Annotated in this window: 16 protein-coding genes and 1 pseudogene; all 17 read right to left on the reverse strand. The window is 69.6% G+C overall.

Going from position 1 to position 19,038, the window contains the following annotated elements:
- Positions 1–31: 31 nt before the first annotated feature.
- Positions 32–406 (reverse strand): hypothetical protein, encoded by a 375-nt coding sequence (locus tag ACG83_RS40795; protein WP_131799642.1) that lies wholly within the window; start codon positions 404–406, stop codon positions 32–34.
- Between the two features lie 71 nt (positions 407–477).
- On the reverse strand, positions 478–792 hold the full coding sequence (locus ACG83_RS40800; RefSeq protein ID WP_054571601.1) for a hypothetical protein: 315 nt from the start codon (positions 790–792) through the stop codon (positions 478–480).
- Positions 779–1,078: a hypothetical protein gene (locus ACG83_RS40805; protein WP_054571602.1), complete on the reverse strand. Its 300-nt coding sequence runs from the start codon at positions 1,076–1,078 to the stop codon at positions 779–781. Before ACG83_RS40805 ends, ACG83_RS40800 begins: the two co-directional genes overlap by 14 nt.
- An 814-nt stretch (positions 1,079–1,892) precedes the next feature.
- Positions 1,893–2,195 (reverse strand): annotated as a pseudogene (locus ACG83_RS40810) (C40 family peptidase); the annotation flags it as partial.
- A gap of 79 nt (positions 2,196–2,274) precedes the next feature.
- Positions 2,275–4,785: a site-specific integrase gene (locus tag ACG83_RS40815; protein ID WP_200931263.1), complete on the reverse strand. Its 2,511-nt coding sequence runs from the start codon at positions 4,783–4,785 to the stop codon at positions 2,275–2,277.
- Positions 4,782–5,453, reverse strand: a complete 672-nt coding sequence (locus tag ACG83_RS40820) for a site-specific integrase (RefSeq protein WP_235497603.1) — start codon at positions 5,451–5,453, stop codon at positions 4,782–4,784. The genes ACG83_RS40815 and ACG83_RS40820 overlap by 4 nt, the downstream gene beginning before the upstream one ends.
- Positions 5,454–5,608: 155 nt before the next feature.
- Positions 5,609–6,382 carry an IS5/IS1182 family transposase gene (locus tag ACG83_RS40825; protein ID WP_054564425.1) on the reverse strand — a complete coding sequence of 258 codons (774 nt, stop codon included), beginning with the start codon at positions 6,380–6,382 and terminating at the stop codon, positions 5,609–5,611.
- Positions 6,383–6,561: 179 nt separating this feature from the next.
- Positions 6,562–7,032: a site-specific integrase gene (locus ACG83_RS43620; protein WP_152991251.1), complete on the reverse strand. Its 471-nt coding sequence runs from the start codon at positions 7,030–7,032 to the stop codon at positions 6,562–6,564.
- Positions 7,033–7,190: 158 nt separating this feature from the next.
- Positions 7,191–8,129: a C40 family peptidase gene (locus ACG83_RS40830; protein ID WP_054571604.1), complete on the reverse strand. Its 939-nt coding sequence runs from the start codon at positions 8,127–8,129 to the stop codon at positions 7,191–7,193.
- Entirely contained in the window at positions 8,130–9,101 is a 972-nt protein-coding gene (locus ACG83_RS40835) for a replication-relaxation family protein (protein WP_054571605.1), read from the reverse strand.
- Positions 9,098–9,502 carry a type IV secretory system conjugative DNA transfer family protein gene (locus ACG83_RS40840; RefSeq protein ID WP_226931190.1) on the reverse strand — a complete coding sequence of 135 codons (405 nt, stop codon included), beginning with the start codon at positions 9,500–9,502 and terminating at the stop codon, positions 9,098–9,100. The genes ACG83_RS40835 and ACG83_RS40840 overlap by 4 nt, the downstream gene beginning before the upstream one ends.
- A 140-nt stretch (positions 9,503–9,642) precedes the next feature.
- Positions 9,643–11,079 (reverse strand): group II intron reverse transcriptase/maturase, encoded by a 1,437-nt coding sequence (ltrA, locus tag ACG83_RS40845; RefSeq protein ID WP_054571607.1) that lies wholly within the window; start codon positions 11,077–11,079, stop codon positions 9,643–9,645.
- A gap of 615 nt (positions 11,080–11,694) precedes the next feature.
- Entirely contained in the window at positions 11,695–13,707 is a 2,013-nt protein-coding gene (locus ACG83_RS40850; RefSeq protein ID WP_235498522.1) for a helicase HerA domain-containing protein, read from the reverse strand.
- Positions 13,708–13,917: 210 nt separating this feature from the next.
- On the reverse strand, positions 13,918–15,885 hold the full coding sequence (locus ACG83_RS40855; protein WP_054571609.1) for a VirB4 family type IV secretion system protein: 1,968 nt from the start codon (positions 15,883–15,885) through the stop codon (positions 13,918–13,920).
- Positions 15,882–16,844: a PrgI family protein gene (locus tag ACG83_RS40860; protein ID WP_054571610.1), complete on the reverse strand. Its 963-nt coding sequence runs from the start codon at positions 16,842–16,844 to the stop codon at positions 15,882–15,884. The genes ACG83_RS40855 and ACG83_RS40860 overlap by 4 nt, the downstream gene beginning before the upstream one ends.
- A gap of 70 nt (positions 16,845–16,914) precedes the next feature.
- On the reverse strand, positions 16,915–18,288 hold the full coding sequence (locus tag ACG83_RS40865; protein WP_226931189.1) for a hypothetical protein: 1,374 nt from the start codon (positions 18,286–18,288) through the stop codon (positions 16,915–16,917).
- The gene (locus tag ACG83_RS40870; RefSeq protein ID WP_226931188.1) at positions 18,288–18,935 is read right to left on the reverse strand and encodes a pilin; all 648 of its coding nucleotides are present in this window, start codon (positions 18,933–18,935) and stop codon (positions 18,288–18,290) included. The genes ACG83_RS40865 and ACG83_RS40870 overlap by 1 nt, the downstream gene beginning before the upstream one ends.
- Between the last annotated feature and the right edge of the window lie 103 nt (positions 18,936–19,038).

Raw genomic sequence — 19,038 nt, forward strand, 5'->3', positions numbered from 1 at the left:
GGGGCGCACGCCACCCCGGAGGCTGGGGGCGCTACCGGCGGCGCAGGCGGCGTCGGAGCGGGCGGCGGCGCCGGGGGGCCGGCCGGAACTGCTGGGTGCCCACGACGATGTCGAAGTTCGCCGGGTTCCACGGGTCGCCCGGGGGGAGGTCTCCGACGACGTCGATATGGACCCAGGTCCCGAGGTGGTCGTTGACGAGGCTGACGGTGACCGGCGCTCCCGGTATCCCCGGTGTCCACCGCTGCGAGTGGGTGCCGGGCCGGTAGGACGATCGCGTCACGCGGCCTCCGATGGGTGCGGGCACCTTCACCTCGTCGAACCTCTCGACCGAGTCGAAGGAGGTCTGGGTACCGCGCCTGGAGGTGACCTTGGTGAGGGCCCGGCGTGCGGTGCGCATGGGTCGCATGGGGACTCCGTCCGAGTGGTGGATCGATCGCAGGGGGGCGTGCTGGCTTTCCCGCGTGGGGGTGGGTGGTGTTACCGGTGGCGGCGCAGGAGGCGGCGCAGGCCTCGGGTGCGGCGGACGGTCGTCAGGCACCCGTGCGGGCACGACGTCTGCTCGGCGGTGGGCGGGTTGAGGGTGCGCACCAGGCCGACCGCGTCCGGGTCGACCTCCGGGGCCCAGTTGAGGATCGTCTTGCCGTCGAAGACGATCTCCAGGGCGAACGGCGCGGTGCGGTAGTCCGCTAGGGAGAAGATCTCCACCGACATGGCGCCGTCGGGTTCCTGGTAGACCCAGGTCGTTAGGTTCCCGACGGTGAGGTAGGCCAAGGCCGTGTCATCGCGCGGCATCGTGATCGACTCCTTCGCGGGTGCGGCCGAGGGCCTCGGTGATCGCCTCGAGGTGTCCCTCGTGCTCGGCGTAGGTGATCCACTTCTGGGTGGTGCGGAAGGGCCGGACGGCGGTGTACTCGTTGCCCGGGAGCTTCCTTAGCCGGAACGCGACCTCCTCGACGCTCATGTCCTCGACGTTGTGGGGTGTCGGGCCCACCGCGTTGATCCCGAGGATCGGGTCGACCAGGTGGGCGTAGTAGACGCCTTCCGGGTGCGGGAACACCGCGATGCGTGGTGCGGGCATGACGGGTCACCTCCTTTCATGTGGGCGGGTCCGATGCGCGTCCCGGTCGCGTGTCGCGGTACCGGTTTCCCGGTCGGGATTCGTGTTTCGTGTTTCCCGTTCGGGCGGTGCGTTTTCGGTGTGGGACAACATTAACCTCGTCCATTCGGCAATGGGAAGGGGTTTTCCATGACTCTTTAGGAATGTTTTCCGAAAAGAGTCATGGAAAACCGCTTGCCTGTTTCGAAATGGCGAGCTATCCGCGTGCGCGCGGATAGGTAATGACGAAAAGAGTCATGGAAATGCGGGTGTGAATGCGCGCGGGTCGAGATAGAATGGCGGCAACGGAATCGGCGCACGACGGAAGGGGTGGTGGGGATGTGCACGCGGACGCGACCGGCGGCGCTCCGCCGCCTCCGCCCGCGCGCGTGCGCGGCCTCGCGCGAGGCGGCGAGGCGGGGCCCTGGGGCCGGCGGGACGCCGGGCCCAGGGGGCCGATAGCCGCCCGGAGGCGGAAAACCGGGTGGTGGTCCGGGGTCCGCCCCTGGGGCGGGCGCCGGGCCGCCGCACGTGTTTTCCAGCCTCCGGGCGGCGTAGCCTGGCCCACCCTCGGAGGGGGTCGCAGGCCGCTGACCTGCGTCTTTGCCGGCGGGGTCCCCCTCCGGCCTTGAGCGGACGACGAAACGGAACCAGAAACGGACGAAGAAACGGAGCCCGTAACGGAGGGCGGGGGTGCCGGCCGGCCCCTGCCTCTTCGAGCCGCCGGTTCGGGATGCTCGCCGCGGCCCACCCGGGGCTGCGGCAGGCATACCGCGGAAAGGGCGGGGGTGTGTGGTCAGGCGGCGGGTCGGGTGGCGCCGCGGTAGCTGGACCGGACATACGTTTCGGTCCGTACCGGCGCCCCGCGCCGGGGCGCGTTCACCATGTTCCCGCTGCCAATGTAAATTCCGACGTGGGTGATGTCAAATTCGGATGTTCCGTAGAACACGAGGTCTCCGATTTCCAGGGGCGTTCCTGGAGAGAGACGCGGTCCGGCGTCGAACTGGTCCTGCGCGACCCGGGGAATGGTGATCCCGGCGGCGGCGTACGCGGCCCGGGTGAGACCGCTGCAGTCGAATCCATTCTCGCCGTAATCGGGTTCTCTGAACTTGCGCAAGTCGGACAGATCATATTTGTCTCGGTTGAGTCGTTGGCTGGACGGGTGTGAGAGGATGGCCCTACTCGGGTGACCGGTTCTCGGGCGCATTGGTGGTGATGGTGCGTGCGACGAGGTGATGGACACTGGGCATGCCGAGGTGGACGGTGGTCTGCCGGTTGGTGAGGCGGTCGAGATCGGTGAGTTTTGCTTCGGCGGCGGCGAGGCTGATGGTGAGGCCCTCGATTTCGCCGAGCCATCCTTGCTGTTCGGCTTCGCTGATGCGTGCTTGCAGGTTGTCATGAACCTCGACGAGTCGTGGCCGCTGGGCCGGGTCAGGCCGCAGCATCGGGCATCGAATGCAGGCATGTTCATGGATGCACGGAGTGTTGTAGGCGCGCCCGCAGGTGCCGAGGGATACTTTGCGCCGTTGAAAGTGGCCGAAGAAGTCTTCCCATTCTTGTTCCGTCGGTGTCCGGTATTCTTCGCTGGGGCGCACGGAACGGCGTCGGGAGATCCATGCGCGGTGCGCTTCGATCGTTTCCTCGGGGTAGGTCGCCTTGTAGCCCATCGTGGTGTTGATGTCGCGGTGCCCGCAGATGGCCTGGGCGATGTGGGGTGGGAGTCCGCTCATGACAGCGTCGGTGACGAAGATGCGGCGGAAGTCGTGCGGGGTGAAGTCGAGGGGCTTTTGGTCCGGTCCAGTCAGTCCGGAGTGTGCGAGGGCGTTGCTGAGCGCCTTCTCGATGGACCGGCGTGGTATCGCTCGGTTTTCGGCGCCCCAGCGTCGTTGGAACAGCAGAGGCATCGGCGGAAGCCAGACGCATTCGTGGATGTCGTAGGAGGGGACGAGAGGCACGGTTCCAGTGGCGTCGCGGACGCGGCAGACCACGGCGCTGAGGACGTCGGCGAGTTCCGGGCTGATCAGCAGAAGGCGTTCGGTGTCAGTTTTTGACGGCGCTATCTGTAGGAGGGGAACCAGCTCGCCGGTGGCGGGAAGCTGGTATTGGATGAAGCTGTGGTGGGTGAGTTCGAGGAGTTCCTCTGCCCGGATTCCGGTGTGTCGCAGGATTTCCACCGTTGCCCATGCCCAGAACGCTTCGTGTTCTTCAAAGGTCAGGTCGTGGCGAACGCCGCTGTTCTGGTCGTCGGCCCAGACCTTCGTGCCGCCAGCGGTCGGCATGAGTGGCCGTAGAAATGTGCGGTCCGCGATGGTGAAGGTCTCACCGGGGTCGGTGCGGCGAGCGACGGCGAGACGCTCCGCGGTGTCATGGCGACGCTTCTCGACAATGCGGACAAGGGCGGGCAGGTGCGGCAGGCGCTCGCGGGTGCGCTGGTCCATCCGCGCCTTGCGGCGCATCCGCTCTTTCCACCGATTGACGTCGGCAGGCGTGACGGGGCAGGGCGCGGCCCAAGGGCCCCAACGGGCTGGGTCTTCCAACGCCCACTGCGCAATGTCAAGATAGAAGGCACGGACTGCGAACATGCAGCTCTTGGCGTTCGCCCGCGGGGTCTCCACGTCGACGAAACCCCCGTCAGTGTCGGCCGCCTTCGTAGTTCTCACTTGGATGCGTTGCTTCCAAGCCGTGGCGACCTCGTCGGGAAGGTGGAGGGAGTAGATTCCGGGATGGTGGCGCTCCAGGTCTCCCCAGAACAGGCCCGCGAGCTTTTCCGCGAGTTCCTTCAAGCTGACGTAGTCCACTGCTGGCTGCCGGTAACGCAGATACTCGACGAGGAGATTCCGCACCGGCCGGCAGCGTAGAGCGAACCGATCCACGAGCGCCTCGACGGTGAGCTGTCCGGTTGCGCCGCGGAAGGCCCGTATCGTGGGTGGCGCATCGGGAGAGAAGATCCCGGCGTCGTGCAGGAGCTGGTAAAAATAGGTCTTGCAGGTTCCACCTTTGGCCTGCACCGAGCTTTGGACGTCCAGCAACTCCACGCAATCGCCGGGGACGATATCGGCGATGAGTCCGCCTTTGCAAGCCATGATCGTGGCGGTGCGGTAGAGAGCGAGACGGACCATCAGCGGCGCCGCGGCAGGGTTCTCCCGCGCGCAGGCCCGCAGCCGGGCGAAACCGTCGGGGTCACGGGAACGTTCCATGGCCGCTTGGAAACGCGGGGAATGACGGGTCATCATCCACCGCACCCCGGGCCGGATCACATCCCCGCAGATCAAGGCGAGCAGGCCAGTCGAGAGACAGGGCTCGTTGGTGTCGTCGCCGACTCCCCGCAGCCATTGCACGGCTATTTCCCGCCAGTGCTTCCCGTCGATCTCCTGCACTCCTGTGGCGAGCCATCGCTGCTGCCAGGTAGCGCCTGAATGGCCCTGCAGCCACCGCAGGACGCCGGTGATGCCGCTGCGTCGTTTCCATTGCACGGCCTGCTTGTCAGACCCGTAGGGCGGGGGAACAAGGAGCTCAACGATGTCACGACTGCCAAGGAAGGTTTCCGGCCACGACCCCGGAACTGCCCGCGGCGGGAACTGTATCCGCAGACGCGCGGCAGCGCCAGCGGTGCCGCGCATCGTCCCGGGTTTCCTGACAATGGAATGTGACCCGATGGATGGATCCGGCCGATCCAAGACCTCGGTCACGGCGTTCTCCCGGGGAAAAGGACCTGCAGGCTGTCAGGCCGGTATCCCACGGCCGGCGGAGGCGGTGGCGCGACAAGGCCCGCGGCCTGGCGGGCATGGTGAGCGCGCATTCCGGCGAGGACCTCGTCTTCGAACGGTGTCGTGTAGATCTGCGTCGTCGTCAGGCTGGCGTGCCCGAGGACCCATTGCACGTCGGTCAATGCCACCTGGGGATCCCGTGCCATACGGTAGGCGGCCGTATGACGAAAATCATGCAAGGTCCAGTTACTCCCCAACATGGCCTGCGCCCGGTTGAGGGCCGCCCTGGCGGCATGATAAGTCAAGGGGCGAGCCGGCCGCCGCAATGTCCACCAGAGGGGGCAGTCCGGTCCGGACGGCGCCAGATCATGAACCTCCTGCTGATACAGACGAAGCCATACGAAGGCATCCGGAGACGCCGGCAGCCGCTGGATTGTCCGGGAACCTTTCCTCACAACGCTGATCAATTGCTGGCCTGGGTCAGCATCAACCTGGGTAGCCCCCAACAGCTCGGACGCGCGAGCACCGGTTGACACGTAAAACGCAACCAGTGCACGGTCGCGGTGGCTCAGCAACGCCGCGAACAACTCGTTGAAGCGCTCGTCCGGGATCGCGCGAGGTACCCGCTTCGGGATGCCCGGACGATACAAGCCGACCCTCGTGTTGCGAAACGGCTCCAGCGGATTATGGTGTGCATGGGGCCGTCCCTGGTCCTCCCGCTGCCGGACCAGCGGAAACGGATTTATGACAGGCCCACTACCCCAGCGCCGGTGGCAATCATAGAGCCTTTTCAAAGTCGATTTTCCTAAAGGCCCTCACTGGAGAGGACGAGGACGGCCTGGGCGAAGATGCCGACGCGGCGTGGGCAGCCGCGGAAACGGTCGAATATGTGCCAGTTCTTGAGGACCGCGAATCCTCGTTCGCCTTGCGAGCGGGTGGTGGCGTGGGTCCAGTTGGTCTCTTTGTCGCGGTCGGGGAGTTCCCTGTTCTTGGGTTTCTTGACCGGGACGAGGAGGCGGTCACCCTCGCCGCCGACGTAGCCCTTGTCCGCGTAGAGGTAGAGCCCCGAGCGGTCGATCAGATGGAGGACGTCGTGCATCCGGGCCGCGGTGAGGTCGTGGACGGAGCCGGGAAGTCCTTCGGAGATCCAGAGCAGCCGACCGTAGGGGTCGGTGAGGCCCTGCAGGTTGATGCCGTGGTACTTGTGCTTGCCCGAGTAGTACAGCTTGTTGTGCGCACGGACACGGTTGGTACGCACGACGGTGCCGTCGAGGATGAGGAAGTTGCTCTGGGTCCACGCGAAGGTCCAGACCGCGGCGAGCAGGGTCCGGCCGTGGGTGGCGAGCAGGCCGACGGCCTCGCGGATGTAGTTGTGGACGGTGCCGACGCTGACCTGGAAGCCCTCGGCGAGGTGCTCGTAGCGTTCACCCTTGCGGAGGTGGGCGAGCACCAGGAGTGCCTGCTCGCGTGGGGGCAGCTTGCGCCAGGTCCGGCGCTGGGCGCGGTCCTCGGCCAGCAGTCCCGTGAGGAAGGTCAGGGTCGACTCGGGCAGGTCGACGACACCGGGGTAGGTTAGCAACGGAAGTCCTCGGTCAAGGGCACAGTGGAGTAGGAACCCTGTGATCTACCGGGGACTTCTCTATTTACGGCATCCCTCCGCCCGCCGCCCGACCAACTATTGCCGTCGCCAGATGATGGAACGGCCCGAGCCGGTTCCCGTTCAATTCGTCAATTGGTGACCCTTAACCGCCGGGAGAATCAGACAAACCAAGATTGAAAAGGCTCATAGAAGGCGCGCAGGACGGTTTCGCTATGCGCGACTGTACGGGCCGCATACTTCACCCCCGGGGCCGGCCTTCCCGTGACTGGGTTCGGGCGCCCCGCCCCCGATACTTTCCTCGTTCGCTGGCTCCGCGCCGGCTTGTCGATAGTTCTCAGCCAGCTGGAGAAGTCACGCGCTTCGACTCTGCCCGCCGCATCCCAGGACACATCAACCGCCCACAGGAAACGGAACCAGCGAAGAAGGTCCAGCCCATAGGAGCGTTGCGTTGCCGCCGACCGGCCTGCTGCCTGCAGATCCTTCAAATAGACCGTGACCGGCTCCACAACACGCCCAGTTCCGTCCAGCAGACGGTACGGCTCGAACAGCTCGCCCGTGTCTCGCAGGCATCCGACACAAGGCACTACCAGCGCGGCCAAGTCTCGCGACTCATTCTCAGTATCGATCATCGCCCTACTCCAGCGGACAGACGCAGAGAACGGGCGCTCACCACGCCGGAACCTCCACGCGATCCAGTGGTCTGATTGTCGCCATGCCCTTCGGTTACGACGGTGGACGGACACACAGCGAAAATCACTATTCCTATCCAGCCACACCGTGGTCACCTTCATCCCCGATCCGCAGGCCGTGTTACCCCTACAAGATTGCGCCAGATCGAGTCGATGCGGACGACGGCACCCCGATGAGGAGCATTAATCATTTGAGTTGACGAGATTGCAATCCCGACGTGCGTGACATCACCAGGCCCGGTCCCGAAGAACAGCAGGTCCCCCGGCTGCAGGACCGAGCTTGCGGGAACCAGCGGTCCCGCTTCGTACTGTTGCTGGGCGGTTCGGGGCAAGTTGACCCCGGCTGCCGCATAGGCAGCACGAGTCAGACCCGAGCAGTCAAAACCGCCGGTGACCTTGACCCGGCCATCTGGTAGTTCAGTCAACTGGGGGCCATCCCCACCCCACAGATACGGCAGACCGAGCTGGGCGGTGGCGTAGTCCACCGCGGTCAGCGCCGCCTCCGACGGCCCGGTGGTGACGGAAATGTCAGCGCTGGTGTAGACGTCAGCCTGGGTGAGAACACGCGCGACATAGGAATTGTCCTTGTTATAGGTGTAGAGCGCGGCGGGAATGTTCGCGCCGTCACGTGCGCCGGAGGCGCAGAGATAGTGCGCGGCGGAGTAGATGGCGTCGGCGGGATTGTTGATGTCGGCGGTGCCGTCGGCGTCGCCGTCGACCCCGTAGGCGGCGAACGTGGCGGGCTCGAACTGCATCGGCCCGCCGGCGTCGGAGGTCCAGTCCGGGTTCTGGCCGTGGTCGGTCTCGACTTTCCCGACCGCGGCCAGCACGCTCCAGGACAGCCCGGGGCAGGTGGCCGCGGCAGCGGCATACAACCGCTGATAGTCGGCGGGGATCTGTTGCTCCGCCGCTGGGGAGGGCGGCGGCTGCGACGTTCCGCCGCCGCTGCCACCGCCGAGGATGCCCGCGGCGGCGGCACCGGCGAGCAGCGGCACCGCGAGGAGCAGGGCGCACAGTCCGGCGAACAGCCGGCCCACTCAGCGTCCCAGCGGTGGCGGGGGGCCGAAACTCAGCGGGGGTTGGCGTGGGCTGGGAGCCGGGTCGGTGTCGTCCTCCTGGCCGGGTTCGGGGGTGTCGAGCGGGGACCGGGTGGTGATCGGTGTGCCGTACCGGTGGGTGAGGCCGTCGAGGTCGGTGCGGGTGGAGGTGTTCAGGGGCAGCCAGACCGGCCCGGCGGGCGCGAGGTCGGCCGGAGCGCGGGGCGGGGCGGGAGCGGTCAGCGGCGCGGGCGCGGCGGTGACGATGACGACCCCGGCCGGTGTCGTCGCGAGCCGGGCGCGTAGTTCCCGTTCCCGGTTCACCGACGGCAGCCAGATCAGGACGGGGCTGGTCAGGCCGCTCGAGGCGGCGAGGCGGGTGTAGCCGGGGATCTTGCGGGCGACCTGGGACAGCGACTCACTGCCGGTGTCGAACTCGACGAAGAAGTCGAGCCGCCTGCGACCGGTCTGCCAGGTGCCGTAGCCGTCGGGGCGGATCCACTGGCCCCACAGGGCGGTGGTGCGTTGTTCGGACCACCAGACGGTCAGCCCCTCGTCGTCGGGGCGGGACCGGCTGGCGTGGGCGAAGGCGGTGAAGACGGTGTTGACACCGACGAGGTGGGCCAGCCGTGGGGAGTTCGCCCAGGCGTGCAGCTTGTCGCGGCGGTAACCGAGGTCGGCGACACTCAGGCCGCGTTCGGCGGCGAGGATCGCCGCACCGGCGGGGCCGAGGATGTAGTAGTACGGGCCGGTGCCGCGTCCCCACAGGTAGTAGGGGCGGAGCCGGTCGACGGTGTGGAGCTGGTGCAGGGTCGCCAGACGCAGCCGGGTCATCCGTTCACCGGTGAACGCCAGGCGGGTGAGCTGGTGGCGGGTCAGGACACGGTGTTCGCGCAGCATCGCGAAGATCCACCGGTCCCGGGAGGTGAGCCGGCCCGCCAACCCCAGCAGGGTCTGTTCCCGCTCGCTCACGGCCGGCCTCCTCGCGGGCCGCGCCCGGCATCAGGTACCACGGCGTGGCGCCGGGCGGCTTCCCGCAGCGCGTCCGCCCGGCCCGGCACCGGGGGCGTCAGGGGTCGGGTCCGCAGGGTGAACGCCGCGGTGTCCTCCTGGTTCACGACGAGGCGGGCCGCGGCCGTCCAGGCGGGTAGCCGGGCGAGGTCGTGCTGGGTGAGGACCGGGCTGACATGCCGGGCCAGGTCCGCGGCGTCTTTCGGGGATACGCCGAAGAACAGCTTGCTGCGTGCGTTCGTACTCAGCGCGTCCGCCAGGTCATCAGGCAACTGGCGCAGATGCTGGTGGGCGAGGGTCATGGACAGCCGGTAGCCTCGGGCCTCGGCGAGCATGTCCTCCACCGCCCCCGGCATCGTCAAGAAATTTTGGTGAAAGTCGACTCGCGGCGCCCTGCCGGTGTCTCCACCGGTGGGATTCCGCGAGCCGCTTCCCGAACCGGACATGCGCATCTCTACGCATCCGGCTCTCCGCAGGTCCCGCTCGGGCATGATGGCGCTCCTCACTGTTCGACCGGCCATGGCGTGGGGATGACCTTTCCTCGGTACCGGTAGGTGGTCGTGCGTACCTCGCCGGGGTTGAAGAGGGTTATCCCGTTGCTGCTGGGCCACCAGCCGCCGTCGCAGTAGCGGCGGCGGAGTTCCTTCCAATTGTTCTTGGGATGCTTCCTCCGGATCCATTCCCAGACGTGCTTCCAGACGAAAGCGCGCAGGTACTGGAACGTTCTGGAGGACACCCCTGGCTGGAAGTAGGTGCACCAGCCCCGCAGTGCCTGGTTGAGGCCAGGCAGCAGGTCGGCCAGGTCTTGGTTCGTGGTCTGCCCGCACAACGCCTTCACCTTCATGGTGATATTGGCGAGAGATTTCTTCGCCGGGTAGGTGTAGACGAAACGCCGATCCGTCGTCCCCTTCTTCAGGTGGCGTTGGATGCGCCACCCCAGGAAGTCCAGACCCTCGTCGATATGGGTGATCAGGGTCTTGCCCTCGGACAGGCGTAGGCCCATCGTGGACAGAACCCCCGCGATCTCCTCACGCAGGGTTTCCGCATGGTCGCGGTCACCTGCCACCATCAGGCACCAGTCATCGGCGTAACGGACCAGCCGGAAATTCGGCAGGCCCTGCCGACGACGCTTGGCCCGAAAATGCGGACTGGTCGACGGGCCGCCCGGTGCGTGGGCGATGAAATCGTCCAGCACCGACAGGGCCACGTTACTCAGCAACGGTGAGAGGATCGCCCCTTGCGGGGCGCCGGCATCGGTCTTGCGGAGCTGGCGTTCCTGCGTGAGGATGCCAGCTTTCAAGAATGCCTTCACCAGGTTCAGGACACGCTTGTCTCCGACTCGTCGACGCACCCGGCCCATCAGGGCCGTGTGGTCGATCTCGTCGAAGCACGCCTTGATGTCTCCCTCGACGATCCAGTCGTACTGTGCTTTGTTGGTCGTGAGGAAGACGATCTCGGCGACGGCGTCCCTGGCCTGGCGGTTCGGACGGAACCCGTAGGAACACGGGCGGAAATCCGCCTCGAAGATCGGCTCCAACACCAGCTTCAGCGACGCCTGGACCACCCGGTCGGCGACGGTCGGGATCCCCAGCCGGCGTAGCTGCCCGCCGGCTTTCGGGATCATCCGTTCCGCCACCGGCAACGGGGTGAACGAGCGGTCCTTCAACGAGCCGCGAAGCTCGTCGAGGAACTGCTCGACACCGTCCGTCACCTGGATCGACCGCGCGGTGCGGCCGTCCACGCCGGCGGTCCTGGCGCCCTTGTTGCCCCGCACCCGATCCCAAGCCACCAAAAGGAAAGCCGGGTCGGTGACGAGATTGAACAGATCATCGAACCTTTGGTGAGGATCGCTGGTCGCCCAGCGGTGCAGCTTGGTCTGGATCCCCAGTACCCGACGGCGCGCCCGCATGAGCGCTTCCGTCGATGCGTCGGTATTCACCGGCGTACCCTCCTGGCATTCCCGTTCTTCGGCTGCTTGACTTGCTGGACCCCTTCGCCATGTACGCGGCTTTCCCGCGCTCGGACTACTACGGGTCCTCCGCCCCATCGCGTGGCCGTCAGACGACAACGGTCCTGCCCTTCACCGGGACGATCTCCCGGCGGGTAGGGCGGCCACGGATGGTTCCCACGTTCACTGCACACCGGTTGACGGAGGAGGTGCCCGACTCTTCCCCGGCAGCATCGCCAGTGGTACGCCGCAGGCATTCCCACTGGCCTCCTTCCCGTCGAAGCAGACACGGTTACGGAGTTGACCATCCACAGTTGATCGCGACGGTCACGCGCTGCATCCCAGCCCATATCCACCAGGTTGGAGCTGGTTCCTCGCTTACGGGGCTTCATACGCCGGTTCCTCTCGTACACCTTTCCGTCTCGCTTGCCGGACCCGGCCTGTCTGGTAGTTCCAGGCCGTCCCGTCGTTGTCAGGACTGCTCCCGCCCTCACCGGCGTTTCCCGGATCGGACTGTCCTCAGCTTCACCAGCCAGCTGCGACTGGCTGGCGGTGGGTCCTTTCACCCCACCCGGTGTTGCGGTCATCAGCGGCTACCTGCCGCTCTCAGACCTGCAGCGCTTCGTGGCGCACCGCCTCGTCAAGGAAACAGGTGGCGTCGGGACGCTGATCGGGGTCCAGGCGGGCCCGGTGCAACACGGTTTGCCAGATTTTCGCGAGCACGACGGAGCCGACGATGCGGGACGCGTCCTCGCCGATCACGCCTTTGGGGATGCGGACGAGGAGGATCCCGCCGTGGTCGAGGACCTCACGCAGGTCCACGGTCGACGGACCCGCGGCGAGGGCCTGGCGGGCGAACCCACGCAGCAGCAGTGCGCGGAGTTTGTTGAGGATCGGGCCGATCGCGGCGGCGCGGGCCCCGTCGGACAGCTGCTCGTACCAGGTCCAGAAACTGATCAGGATCGGATCGGTCACGCCCTCGGTGGCCTGGCGTCGCGTGTTCGTCGCGGTGAGGACGCCGACGATGTCCTTCAACGTCGGCGTGATCCCGGTCCGGGTGCGGCGTTCGAGCAGGGTCAGGCAGGTCGCGCGGAGCAGGTCGTCGGTCCTCGGCCCCCAGCTATCGGACCAGATCCGGCGGAAGATCCCGACGAGCTGGTCGGTGGCGAGGTCGGGGTCGCCGCCGTCGAGGATGTTCAGACACGGTGGGGCGGCGGGGTCTTCGGGGTCGAGGAGCACAACCCTGCTGGCGGCGTCCTCGGGCAGCCGGGCCAGGACGTCGTTGACGAGGTCGCCCTTGGGGTCGAAGACCGCGAGACCGCGGCGGGCTTCCGCGTCGGCGAGGATCATGTTCGCCAGCAGCGTCGATTTGCCGGAGCCGGTGGCACCGACGACGTGGACGTGGTGGCGGGCGTCGGCGACGTTCAGCCCCACCGGACGGCGCCGGCCGGCCTCGGACATGCCCAGCGGCTTGACGCGGGGTCCGGCTTCGGGGATCCCGGCGGGCGGTGCGACGGCCGCGGCGCCCGCGCGGGACAGTCCCGGGACGGCGGTGTCCAAGGGCAGGTGGGCGAGGGCGGCGAGTTCGGTGACGGCGAGCAGGTCCCCGCGGCGTAGCCGGCGGGCGGCGAGCAGCGGAACCGGGTGGGGCAGGCGAAGCCGGCGCAAATAGTTGTGGCCGGAGTACAAGGCGAACGCGGAGGCCAACGCGTGGGCCCGGCCGCGCAGCATCACCACGGCACGACGCTGCTCGTCGGTGTCGTCGGGTGGGGTCAGGTGAGCCGCCGCGTAGGTGACCGTCGCCTCCCACCGCGGCCCGACCGCCTTGATGCCCATGGCGCGCGACGCTGCGGAGTCCTCCGGCGGGGTCGGCCCGGTCTGGCCCACGACCTGCCCGGCCGCCGGGCGGGGCCCGGCGTGAGGGGTGATCAGGTCGAGGGCGCGACCCACCGGGCTGGGCGTGTACTGGCCCCGTTGGCGTGCCGCCGCACGCCGTGCCAGGGTCAGACGCCGTCCGGTGACCGGCCGGGCCAGCAGCTGGACGACGGCGGCTTCGTCGTCGTCGAGCTCGGACGCGGCACTGAGCAGGGAGCGGATCGGGTCGCCGGAGGTGTCGGCGCGTAGCGGGAGGACGTCGACCTGGGCGAGGCGGAGTTGCCCGCCGATCGCCAGCGCGTCCCCCGGCAGCGGCGCGTCCGCCGGGCGGGTCGTGGTCCGGGCGCCGGGCCACGCGGCCTGCACCGCCCGCTCCACCATGCCCGGTGGGACCGGGCCGGGGACCCACAGCCGGATCACGGTCCCGGCGCGGGTGGCGAGCAGTTCCCAGCCCAGATGGGGCTGGCCGTGGAACAGCCGTTCCCAGAAGGGGCGTTGCAGGCCACCCATCTGCCCCCAGAAGATCTCCGCGGCGTGGGCGGACACCTCGGGCGGGGTCAGGATCTCCACCGTCCGCGCCCCGTCGAGCAGTACCGCGTGCCGGTGGGCACGGACCCGGCCCCGGGCGTAACCCGCCGCCACCACCAGGGCAACGGTGAGGACGGCGAGCGGCCACCAGCCGGCATGGCCGGCCAGCCAGCTGCTTACACCGGTGAGGATCCGGCCGGGATCGGTGAGCCACACCGGCACCTCCGGAGCGGGCGGAGGGGGCGGAGGAGGAACGGGGGGGAGCCCCGCGGAGGGGGCCGAACTGGCGAGAATCACGAAGGTGCCTCCAGGCTTACGAGCAGGACACACAGGACATGGCCGGACGGGATCGCCGGGCCGGCGTCGTGCCGCCGCCGGGGGGTTTCGTCGGCGGCACGACCGGGCCGGGATGTGGTGCGGGGCGGGTTAGAACGGGTCGGTGTCGTCGTCCACCGGCCGGGCAGCCGGCCGGCGTGGACCACGACCCACACCGGTCTCCGCCTGGGCGGGGGTCTGCGGACGGGCCGCGTCGAGCAGGTCGCCGTCACCGGAATCGATGCCGGTGGTGGTGTCGACCGGGTCTGTGGTGATCAGGTCGTATTCGGCCGGTGAGGCGAGGACGTGCAGGGCGGTGCGCTGCCCGGTCCCGGTGAGCAGGAGGGCGTCGCCGGGGCCGGCGGTGAGCAACTGGGTGGCCTCGCCGTCGGTGAGCTTGTAGACGCGGCGCAGCTCGTCGATCACGCTGGGGTCCTGACGCAGCAGGATCTGCGTCGCACTGTTCGCGACGACCGCCCGCCCCAGCTCGGAGCCGAGCAGGTCGGCGGAGTCCTGGGTCGCGATGGCGAGCCCGGCCCAGTGCTTGCGGGCCGCCTTCGCCAGCCGGAACAGGAACCTCGCACCGGCGGGGTGCGACATGAGCAGCCAGCCCTCGTCCACCACGACCAGGCGTCGGCGTCGCTTCGCCGGGTCAGCGACGCCTCGCCAGATCGCGTCCAGCGTGAGCAGCGTCCCGACCGCTTTCAGCTCATCGGGCAGGGCACGCAGGGAGTAGACGACGAGATGCCCGGTGGGCTGGGTGCTGGTCGGATGCGCGAACAGACCGGCGTGCGACCCCGACACGAACGGGGCGAGACGGGCGGCGAGCGCGGGGCCCGCCGGGTCCTCGAGACCGGTGAGGGCGGCGGCGACGTCGGCGAGCAGGGGCGCGGGCCGGGTCCAGGTGCTCGGATCGTGGGTGATGCCCGCCTGCTGGTAGGCGGTGAGGATCGCCGCGTCCAACACCGCCCGGTCCCCCGCGCCCAGACCGCTGTCGGGGCCGGTGCGGTCACCGAGCAACGTGGAGATCAGGGTGTGGCAGAACAGAGCGCGCCGCGTCAGCAGGTCGGGGTCCTGGCGGGAGTGAGCCGGCAGGTCGAGCGGGTTGAGGTGGACTCCGGGGGCGCCGAGAGCGAGGCGGGTCCCACCGACGGCGTCGGCGAGCCGGGCGTACTCGTCCTCCGGATCAATGACCGTGACGTGGACGCCCTGGTAGAGGGAACGCAGAACGTCGATCTTCATTAGGAAGCTCTTCCCGGCACCGGAAGCGCCGGTGGTGACCGAGTTGTAGTTCGGCTGCGCCCACCGATCAGCGCTCACGATCCCGGCGGAGTACAGGTTCGTGCCGTAGACGACGGGCGCCGCACCGGGGCGGTCCACGTCGGGCAGTGGCAGGTCGGGGGTGGTGAACGGGATCCCCGCGGCCAGCGCTTCGGTGTCGAACGCGCGGCGGATGTGGAGGAGGTCCAGGCCGAGGGGCAGGGTCGAGACCCAGCCCTGCACCGTCCGGTACCGGGCCCGGCGGACCGTGAGCAGCAGGCTGTGCGCGAGCGCGGTGACCCGCGCGGCCTCCTCGGCGAGCTGGTCGCGGGTGTCGGCGTAGACGGTCAGATACAGGCCGACGCGGAACAGGCGTGCCTCGCCGCGGGCGACCTGGCGGGCCAGCTCGCCCGCGTCCGCGGCGGCGGCGTCGAGCTCGGGGTCGACGAGCCGCCCCGCGGCGGCGTCGGCACGGCGGTCGGACTCGAGGCGGCCCAGCTGGCGGCGCAGCCGCAGCGCCGCCACCGCGGGTGGGGTCGGGTCCACATGCAGGGCGACATCGACCCGGCCCGGGTAGGCGAGCAGCGGCTCCATCCACCCGGGGCCGACTTCCCGTGGGTAGCCGACCACGACGATGGTGGTCGCGCAGATCCCACTGACCTCGACCTGCCCCGACTCGACCAGCAGCGCCGGTGGGGTGAACAGTGCCGGGCCCTGTGCCGGGAGCCCCGTGCCTGCCCCCTGCCTGCGGCCGGGAAGCAGAGGCCGGCGGCCGGCTGAGGGCGGGGCGAGGTGCGGGCGGTGGCGGGTGCGGCTCATCGGCGGGCTCCGATCGGGGTGTGGCCGCGGACCGGGCCGGTCGCGGTGACGTGCTCGGGGGGCGGCGGGCCGGCAGGGTCGGCGGCGGCGGCGAGCAGGGCGGTCAGCTCCGGGCCGGTGAGGATCCGGCCGCGTAGCCCGGCGGCGGCGAGCAGGCCGAGGGCTTCCTCGATGCGGCGTGCCGCGGTGGCGGCGGCGGTGTCCCGCCCACCGCGGCCCGGCGGGATGGGTTCGTGGGCGGTGAGCAGGATCTGCCGGGTCCGCAGCTGCCGGGTCGCCGCGAGATCGCCGAGGAACACGGCGTGATCGCGGGCAGCGGCGGCCAGTGCCGGGTGGGGTGCCTGCTCCGCGAGGGCACGAAGCCGGTCCAGGTGCGGGTCGAGGCGGACCGGTACGCCGCGGAGGGTGATCTGGACCGGGCCGGACAGGGCGTTGAGCATCCGCCCGTAGCCGGTGACCTTCCGCGCGGTGTCGGCGTCACCGGCCAGGGCCAGGTTCACCCCGGCGATCTCGGCGACGACGGCGACCGCGCCGTGCAGGTCGACGACACCGGCCGCGTCGACTCCGGCGGCCAGCGGCCTGGCCGCCACGGGCTTGCGGCGGCGGGCGGCGGGGATGTCCGGGACCCAGCCGGGCTGCGCGGGCACCCCGTCGGGGGCGACGATCTGGACCTTGGGGGTGCGGTGGTGGGCCAGGGCCGCGGTGGCGTACCGGTCCGCGGTCAGCCCGCCGCGCTGCCCCAACGCGAGCGCCACACCGGCGCCGAGCAGCGGCACCACCAGCAGCGCCACCACCGGCAGCGGCAGATACGGCGACGCCGTCCAGTACACCGCGAGAGCGAGCAGCACCGGTGGCGCGAGCAACGTCAGCTGCCGGGCAGTCAGACCGGCCAGGATCCGGTCCGGCCGGTCGACATCGGAGGGAATACGAACCCTGTCAGATCCGGGTATTTCAGGCATGCGTGAGTACGACCTTTCAGGCGACAGAACGAGAAAGGGAGAGGAGAAAGGGGGATGGCGGTAAGGCCGGTCAGAGCGGGATACCGAGCCGGCGGGCGCCTTGGCGCAGCAGCCGGTACTTCACCAGCGACACGACGGTCGACCGGCCGCCGCCCATCAGGTGCTGGGTGGCATACGACTGGATCTTCACGGCGAGGTAGAACAAGGCGGCGGAGGTGAGCAGGTTCGCCAGGGTGTCCGACGTCGGGATCGGGTTGTAGGCGCCGTCATCGGTGGCGAGCAGGACCCGGATGCCCAGGGTGAGCAGGACCGACTGGCCGACCTGCACCGCCAGGCAGCTCCCGAGGGCCCGCCACCACAGGTTCGCCGCGCCCTCGGTCCAGGGCAGGCCATGGCAGATCAGCAGCAGCGGGCCGGCGACGGCCAGGGCCATCATCGCCGCCACCCGGATGATCCACCCGACGATCAGCATCACCATCAGCCCGACCACGCCGATCGCGAGCAGGACCAGGAAGATATCGGCCAGGGCGCCGGCGGCCAGCACGGTGAGTAGCGCACTGAACGCGCCGCTGCTGTCGAGGCCGCCCATGTCCGTGAAGGCCCGGGACAGGGCGTTCGCGGCGGTGATGGCCCAGCTCATCAGGGGCAGGGAGAGGTTCGCGGCGCCGAACCCGAGGATCATCCGCGGCAACATCTCTTTGGCGGTGGCGCGGGTCTGCACGCTGTCGTAGCCCATCGCGGCGACACCGCCGGCCATCAGGACCAGCAGCATCAGACTGTCCGCGATCAGCAGGGTGCCTTTCCACAGCTCCCGGACCCGTGGCTGCTGGGTCACGTCCGGGGTGGACAGCACCGTCTGACCGAGCAGGCGTACGACCGGCTCGACCGCCGCCTCGACGAGCCCGGCGAACCAACCGTTGATCGCCCTCAGGATCCGCCCCGGAATATCGAGCCAGCCGAACGAGAGCAGGCTGCTCACCCAGCCGCCGTCACCGCCCGCGTTCGGGTCCGGGGACGCCCCGGGCTGCGGGTTCGGGGTCGGGGTCGGCTGCCCCGCCGCCGGATCCTCACTCGGGTCCGCCGGGGCCGTCGGCGCGAGCTCCGCCGACGGTGGCGGCGGGACGTCGCCGGTACCGCTGTCCGCCGCCGGAGCCCCGGCGGAGGGACGGGGGGTGGCCCCGGCGGAAGGGTCGGGTGTCGCCCCGGCGGAGGGGGACGGCGCCGACGGGGATGCCCCCGCCTCCGGGGCGGAGGGGTCCACCTGCCGCGCCGGAGTCCCGGCCGGAGCGGGTGCGGGAGACGCCGCCGGAGGAGCCGGAACCGTGACCGCGTCGGCGACCCCGACCGACCCGGCCAGCACCCCCGCACCCACCACCAGCACACACACCGCCACCCCGGCCCGCCGTGCCCACGGCCGCCGTGGCCTGCGCGGTGGTCGGGGCATCAGGCACCGACCACGGACTGCAAGGCCTTCACCAGGAGCGGGGCGAGGACGGCCAACCCGTAGCCGAGCGCCGCGTTACGGAACGAGCCCTTCGCCCGCTCGACCTCGCCGGGATCCCCGTTCGCGCTCGCGTACCGCGCCGCCCCAAGCGTGAAGAAGAACGTCGCGACCGTCGCGAGGATCCCCATCATCCAGTTCCGCGCGTTGTCCAACACGGTCTTCAGATCCGGCGCGGTCGACACCCCGGCCGGCGGAGGCGGAGCCACCTGCGCCACCACCGCCGCATCGGACACCCCCGCCAGGACGATGACCCCGACGACGACCCCGGCCAGCAGCACCGCCAGCCGCAACAGCCGCCGCCGGTCCGCCTCACTCCCCGCGCCCCGGGCAAGCCACGGCTCGTCACACACCAGGAGAAGCAGCGCGAACACCGCGCACAGCACCGCCGCGGCGACCCGGGCCCACCCCGCCGGCGAGCCGATCAGTTCCCACCCGGGACCGGGAGCGGACCCGGCCGGGCTCAGGACCCACCCCAGCCCTCCGGCGAGCCCCGCGCACACCCCGAGCCACAGGTCCGCCGGCACCCGCCCCACCCGACGACGCACCGCACGCACCAGCCGGACCCACACCGCCGAGAACCGGGTCATCGGCCACCACCCGTGCCGGGGCCCAGCTCACCGGCCCCGACCGCGACGGCCAGCTCCAGCTCCGCGGCGTCGCGGCGGATCGCGAGCTCCTCACCCGGGACAC

Origin of the sequence: Frankia sp. R43 (genome assembly GCF_001306465.1) — a bacterium.
In the GTDB taxonomy this organism is placed as follows: domain Bacteria; phylum Actinomycetota; class Actinomycetes; order Frankiales; family Frankiaceae; genus Parafrankia; species Parafrankia irregularis.

Coding starts and splice junctions, on each gene's coding strand:
- ACG83_RS40795 (WP_131799642.1), bottom strand. CDS start 406: ATGCGACCCATGCGCACCGCACGCCGGGCCCTCACCAAGGTCACCTCC.
- ACG83_RS40800 (WP_054571601.1), bottom strand. CDS start 792: ATGCCGCGCGATGACACGGCCTTGGCCTACCTCACCGTCGGGAACCTA.
- ACG83_RS40805 (WP_054571602.1), bottom strand. CDS start 1,078: ATGCCCGCACCACGCATCGCGGTGTTCCCGCACCCGGAAGGCGTCTAC.
- ACG83_RS43620 (WP_152991251.1), bottom strand. CDS start 7,032: ATGATCGATACTGAGAATGAGTCGCGAGACTTGGCCGCGCTGGTAGTG.
- ACG83_RS40855 (WP_054571609.1), bottom strand. CDS start 15,885: ATGAGCCGCACCCGCCACCGCCCGCACCTCGCCCCGCCCTCAGCCGGC.
- ACG83_RS40860 (WP_054571610.1), bottom strand. CDS start 16,844: ATGCCTGAAATACCCGGATCTGACAGGGTTCGTATTCCCTCCGATGTC.
- ACG83_RS40865 (WP_226931189.1), bottom strand. CDS start 18,288: ATGCCCCGACCACCGCGCAGGCCACGGCGGCCGTGGGCACGGCGGGCC.
- ACG83_RS40870 (WP_226931188.1), bottom strand. CDS start 18,935: ATGACCCGGTTCTCGGCGGTGTGGGTCCGGCTGGTGCGTGCGGTGCGT.